The organism is Salinivibrio sp. IB868 (assembly GCF_001995655.1).
GTDB lineage: Bacteria > Pseudomonadota > Gammaproteobacteria > Enterobacterales > Vibrionaceae > Salinivibrio > Salinivibrio siamensis.
The window spans coordinates 1-6,180 of sequence record NZ_MUEW01000023.1 but is presented as its reverse complement, the minus strand read 5'-3'; the positions used below and the strand labels follow the sequence as shown (position 1 = coordinate 6,180).

General features: G+C 49.5%; 4 protein-coding genes. 1 reads left to right on the top strand and 3 read right to left on the bottom strand.

The annotated features are described in order from the left end of the window. Positions 1-479 precede the first annotated feature (479 nt). The 3 genes from clpB to rluD all read right to left on the bottom strand — a co-directional run bounded on the left by clpB (position 480) and on the right by rluD (position 4,830). The gene (gene clpB, locus BZG20_RS15750; RefSeq protein ID WP_077579593.1) at positions 480-3,056 is read right to left on the bottom strand and encodes an ATP-dependent chaperone ClpB; all 2,577 of its coding nucleotides are present in this window, start codon (positions 3,054-3,056) and stop codon (positions 480-482) included. Positions 3,057-3,133: 77 nt separating this feature from the next. After that, positions 3,134-3,856 carry a peptidoglycan editing factor PgeF gene (gene pgeF / locus BZG20_RS15745; protein ID WP_077579592.1) on the bottom strand — a complete coding sequence of 241 codons (723 nt, stop codon included), beginning with the start codon at positions 3,854-3,856 and terminating at the stop codon, positions 3,134-3,136. After that, positions 3,856-4,830 carry a 23S rRNA pseudouridine(1911/1915/1917) synthase RluD gene (gene rluD / locus BZG20_RS15740; RefSeq protein WP_077579591.1) on the bottom strand — a complete coding sequence of 325 codons (975 nt, stop codon included), beginning with the start codon at positions 4,828-4,830 and terminating at the stop codon, positions 3,856-3,858. The genes pgeF and rluD overlap by 1 nt, the downstream gene beginning before the upstream one ends. A gap of 198 nt (positions 4,831-5,028) precedes the next feature. Between rluD and bamD the strand changes: the two genes are divergently transcribed. Then, positions 5,029-5,754, top strand: a complete 726-nt coding sequence (gene bamD, locus BZG20_RS15735) for an outer membrane protein assembly factor BamD (RefSeq protein WP_077579590.1) — start codon at positions 5,029-5,031, stop codon at positions 5,752-5,754. The last annotated feature ends 426 nt before the right edge of the window (positions 5,755-6,180 follow it).

Sequence of the window (6,180 nt, the reverse complement as noted above, 5' to 3'; positions counted from 1 at the left end):
ATCAAACTCTTCAATTAAAGTTTTTTCGAAACCGAAGTTTCAGCTCAATGAATACTGATTACTGTTTCTCTCCGAAGAGAAAAACGAATTGACTGTGCCGAACAACTGTAAAAGTTGTCGTTTGGTCACTCAGTTCATCGAATAAATCTTTTTGTCTATTCTCAACGAGTGCCCACACAGATTGCATAGGTCAAATTGTTAAAGAGCACCGCTCAATCTTGAGCGGGAGTGGCATCTTACGCCACTTTGGCAACAAGTCAAGCATTTTGTTTTGCTTGTTTGTTTTGCCGTTGTTAGCGCGGCTTGCCGTGCCAACGAGAGCGCATTATAGAGAGGTGATTTTTTGACGCAAGGAGTTTTTGATAAAAACATTTCAAGCGAGCAAAAAGCCAACAAGGTGCATTATTACTGAGCATTTCCATGCGAAAACTAAGCAGAAAGCCACCTAAAGTCGGTGGCTTTCGCTCAATAAGTATCTATCAGTCCTGTTTTGCGATGATTTGATCGTTTTCAACATCGAGGAAAACAGGCCGCCCTGGTATCAGCTCGCCACTTAGAATTTGCTGAGCAAGCGGGTTTTCAATTGTCTGCTGGATAGCACGTTTGAGTGGACGCGCACCATAGACGGGGTCAAAGCCACCTTTAGCCACTTTTGCCAAGGCTGCGTCTGAGACCTCAAGCTTAAAGTCTCTTTCGGCCATACGATGAGCCAGCTCTTGCATCTGTAGACCTGCAATCTCTTTGATGTGGTCTTCGGCTAATGGGTGGAACACCACCGCTTCATCGATTCGGTTGATGAATTCTGGACGGAAATGATTTGCAGCCACTTCCATCACGGTGCGTTTTATACCCGCATAGTCCAGTTCACCGAAATGCGCCTGAATCTGCTCTGAGCCAAGGTTTGACGTCATGATCACCACCGCATTGCGAAAGTCGACAGTGCGGCCTTGACCATCCGTCAGGCGCCCATCATCCAGCACCTGTAGCAAGATGTTAAACACATCCGAGTGAGCTTTCTCTATCTCGTCGAGCAGAATGACAGAGTAAGGGCGACGACGTACCGCTTCGGTCAGATACCCCCCTTCTTCATAACCCACATAACCTGGGGGTGCACCCACAAGGCGAGCCACGGAATGCTTCTCCATAAATTCGGACATATCAATCCGTACCATGGCATCACGGCTGTCAAACATGAATTCAGCCAGTGATTTACAAAGTTCGGTTTTACCTACCCCCGTTGGGCCCAAGAAGAGAAATGAACCAATTGGGCGATTCGGATCCGCCAAACCGGCACGGCTACGGCGAATAGCATTACCAACAGCGCTCACCGCTTCATCTTGCCCTATCACGCGTTCATGCAATGCTGACTCCATCTTGAGCAGCTTTTCTTTTTCGCTTTCAAGCATACGCGACACTGGGATGCCTGTTTGCCGTGCGATAACATCAGCAATCTCTGCATCCGTGACACGGTTTTTAAGCAGCGTCATTTCCTGCATCTCTGCTTGGCTGGCAAGATCCAATTGCTTCTCTAACTCAGGGATCTTGCCGTATTGCAGCTCTGACATCCGACTCAAGTCGCCGGCTCGACGTGCGATTTCCATATCAGTACGCGCTTGCTCTAACGCTGCTTTGATGTGTTGAGCACCAGATACAGCGGCTTTTTCAGTATTCCAGACCTCTTCTAATTCTGCATACTCGCGCTCTTTTGCTTCTAGCTCGTCGCGAAGCGTTTCTAAGCGCTTTTGGCTCGCACTGTCTTCTTCTTTTTCCAGCGCTTGCTGCTCTATCTTCAGTTGCACAATGCGACGCTCAAGCCTGTCGAGTGAGTCTGGCTTAGAGTCTATTTGCATCCGAATACTAGACGCAGCCTCGTCGATCAGATCGATAGCTTTATCTGGCAGCTGCCGATCAGCAATATAGCGGTGTGACAAACTCGCAGCAGCTACGATAGCCGGATCGGTAATTTCTACCGCATGATGCAACTCATAACGCTCTTTGAGGCCTCGCAAAATGGCCACCGTGTCTTCGACATTCGGCTCACTCACCAACACTTTTTGGAAACGGCGTTCTAGTGCCGCATCTTTTTCCACATACTGTCGGTATTCATCCAGCGTAGTTGCCCCCACACAATGGAGTTCACCACGTGCCAAGGCAGGCTTAAGCATGTTGCCCGCGTCCATGGCCCCTTCAGCTTTACCTGCGCCCACCATGGTGTGAAGTTCGTCGATAAAGAGAATGACATTGCCTTCTTCTTTGGCCAGTTCATTCAGCACCGCTTTTAAACGTTCTTCAAATTCACCACGGTATTTCGCGCCTGCGACCAGTGAGCCCATATCAAGAGAGAGTACGCGTTTGCTACGAAGTCCTTCTGGCACTTCACCATTCACAATGCGTTGAGCCAGGCCTTCCACGATGGCCGTTTTACCCACGCCAGGCTCACCAATCAGCACTGGGTTATTTTTGGTACGGCGTTGTAACACTTGCACCGTACGACGGATTTCATCATCACGGCCAATGACAGGGTCGAGCTTGCCTTGCTCTGCACGCTCAGTAAGATCAATGGTGAATTTTTCGAGGGCTTGGCGGTTCTCTTCCGCGTTAGGATCATCCACTTGCTGCCCACCACGGACTTTCTCTATCGCTTCTTCAACCTTTTGCGATGTTAAACCGTGACTACGTAACAGCTCGCCCAACTGACCTTTATCTTCCACCGCAGCCAAAACAAAAAGCTCTGACGAGATATATTTATCTTTACGCTTTTGCGAGATTTTGTCGCACAGGTTAAATAACGTACCCAGGTGGTTTGAAAGCTGAACCTCGCCACCGGTACCCGTTACTTGTGGTAAGCGGTCTAATAACTCAGAAAGGCTGGAACGCAGCTGGCTCACATCCACATTCAGCATGGTCAATAACGGGCGGATGGCACTGCTGTCTTGGTTCAGGAGTGCGGTCATCAAGTGAACAGGCTCGATGTACTGGTGATCTCGCCCTAATGCCAGTGATTGCGCATCAGAAATCGCAATTTGGAATTTACTCGTAAATCGGTCAAGGCGCATAGTTCCTCCCACTTAACACCTCTAGTTGATGAATAAATGGGCACGATTGCGGCGCTTTTCAAGCGCCTTTGTCGATTTTATTTCACCCGCCAGATGCAGGTTGCCATCCGGCCTGTTTGCCCATCTCGTCGATACGAATAAAACTGATCCGCCTGCTGGTAGGTACAAAACTCCCCGCCATAAACAGCAGTAACGCCAGCCTGTTGGAGTCGTTGCTTCGCAAGGTGATAAAGATCAGCAAAATACTTACCGTTTCCTTTTGCGGTAAATGCCGACATCGCCTGCGGTGAGTGCGTTACGAACGCCTCGATCACCTCCTCCCCAACTTCAAAAGCCTGTGGCCCAATGGCTGGCCCTAACCAGGCAAGACATCGATTGGGATCGGAGAACAGAGATAGCGTCGCTTCTAACACGCCAGACGATAAACCTCGCCAACCTGCGTGGGCAGCAGCGACTTGCTGACCATCGTCACTGCAAACGAGCACAGGCAAACAATCAGCCGTCATGATGGTACACACTTGACCCGTCGTATCGGTGAAGGCCGCATCTGCCTGTGGATGAGGCGAGCGGGTCGGCAAGTGGACAACGTGTGTACCATGGACTTGTTCAAGCCAAGTGATATCCCCACTCACCTGCTGTGCAAGCAGTGCGCGATTTTGACCCACAGCTTCAGGCGCGTCGCCAACATGCATGCCAAGATTCCAACCCGAAAAGCTCCCTTGACTGGCACCACCAATACGCGTGGTGGTCAGCGCTCGTATGTTACTCGGAGCGGGCCAATCAGGCTGAAGGCAATACATCAGTAGTCCTCTTCTCCATATTGGGTTTGATCGTCTCTTAACCGTTCAGTCAAGGCCACCATATCGTCGGGGATCGGTGCATGCCATTCCATCAACTCACCGCTAACAGGATGATCTAAGCGTAGCATGGCCGCATGCAATGCCTGGCGTCGGAATTGGCGCAGACTTTGTACAAGCTCATTGTCAGCGTGACGAGGCGGTTTGGCCTTCCCGCCATATAAGGGATCACCCACTAGAGGATGATTTAAGTAGGCCATATGGACACGGATCTGGTGGGTACGGCCCGTTTCCAACCGCAACCGTAATCGTGTGTGACCACGAAAATGTTCCGCGACGCGATAATGAGTGATCGCGGGTTTACCTAGCTCATGCACGGCCATATGGGTGCGCTTGGTCGAATGGCGGCCAATCGGCTTATCCACCATCCCCCCGCCGGTCATATTACCAATCGCAATGGCTTCATACTCACGGGTAATTTTCCGCTTTTGTAGCGCACGCACCAAACGGGTTTGTGCCGGAATAGTTTTAGCGACCACCATTAATCCCGTGGTGTCTTTATCCAAACGATGCACTATCCCTGCCCGAGGTACGTCTCCAATTTCCGGATAACGATACAACAGACCGTTCAGTAAAGTGCCATCAGGGCAACCTGCGCCTGGGTGAACAACCAGCCCCGCAGGTTTATTAATCACCAACAAGTCATCATCTTCATAGACAATATCTAGCGGAATATCTTGCGCTATCCAGCGATCGTCATCTTCAATTTCCGCAGTGATCTCAACGTTTTCTCCGCCCATCACTTTTTGGCGCGGCTTATCAATGGTCACACCATCGAGTGATACCTGGCCGGCTTGGATCCAAGTCTTGATCCGAGAGCGTGAGTAGTCAGGAAACAACTCAGCAATGGCTTGGTCAAGCCGTTGACCTAGTTGATGGTCTTGGATCTGGTGGGATAATTCTATCTGTTGTGCCATATCGAACTTTTCTATGATTTCTATGACTAAACCCTCGCGACAGTCGTTATAGTGGCGCTCGGCATATCGCCTATCAACGCCTTTTGCTATAGTCGCCTGTCACTGGATAAAATAGCCGGAATGATGACATTGTATCTGTTTGCCGCTGCGACCGTAATCCAGATGGCATAAAAACTTTTCAAGGAAGTGCGATAACCCATGAAACGCCTAACCCTGACTGCACTACTCGCAGCCTCTCTACTCGCCGGTTGTTCAAGTAACGACCAAGTCGTCCAAGACGATCCGCCATCCAAACTGTATCAGGATGCTGAAGCGCAGTTAAATCAAGGGGCTTGGATAACCGCTATTGAAAAGCTGGAAGCACTGGATTCACGCTATCCCTTTGGTGCTTATTCTGATCAAGTGCAGCTGGATCTGATTTATGCATATTACAAAAATGATGACTTGGCTTTAGCCGAGGCAACCATTGATCGTTTTATGCGTATGCACCCTGCGCACCCAGAAAGTGACTGGGTGGTTTATATGCGTGGCCTTACCCATATGGCGCAAGATCGTAGCCTCATTCACGATATTCTTCGTATGGAGCGGGACGACAGAGATCCTCAGCCAGCACGCAAAGCATTTGCCGATTTTCGTCGCCTGCTTGAGCGCTATCCAAACAGTGAGTATGCCGCAGATGCCAAAGCGCGGATGACCGCATTAAAAAACCGCCTTGCTAACTATGAGCTCGCCGCAGCAGATTACTACATTCGTCGAGAAGCTTGGGTTGCCGCGGTTAATCGTTGCCAAGCGTTGCAGCGTGACTTCCCTGATACAGAAGCGGCCAGAGCGTCACTCCCTTTAATGCTTAAAGCCTATGAAAAGCTTGGACTCGATGAACCCGCAGAGCGAACAAGAAAACTGATCGCCAAGAATCCAGCGTAATAGCGAGTCAACAAGCTTGATAATCAAAACCTCCGCAAAGGAGGTTTTTTTATGTCTATAGATTACCGGTGAGAAGCGCGCTTTACCGAGTAATATTGGAATCGACTCTCGGCTTCCGCGTTGAGTGGGCACAGATATACATTATTGAGGTATAACGGTTTATAGAGTTTGAAGCGGTAAGTTATTGAATCAAAACGCGTGATATCTTGCTATAGATACAAAAAAGCCCCGACCGTGAGGTCAGGGCTTGGTGTTTTCTCATCAAAGTCTTACGCATATCCGCTTTGATGCTTAAATTGCGAGCTATTCGCAGTGAGTTTTGAAGCGAGACGCACAGTGTATGCCAATACATGAGCATCGCAACTATCAAAAATCGCAAGCAACAGTCACAATTTATAATCAAAGCCTGGCTAATCAAAGCCTGGC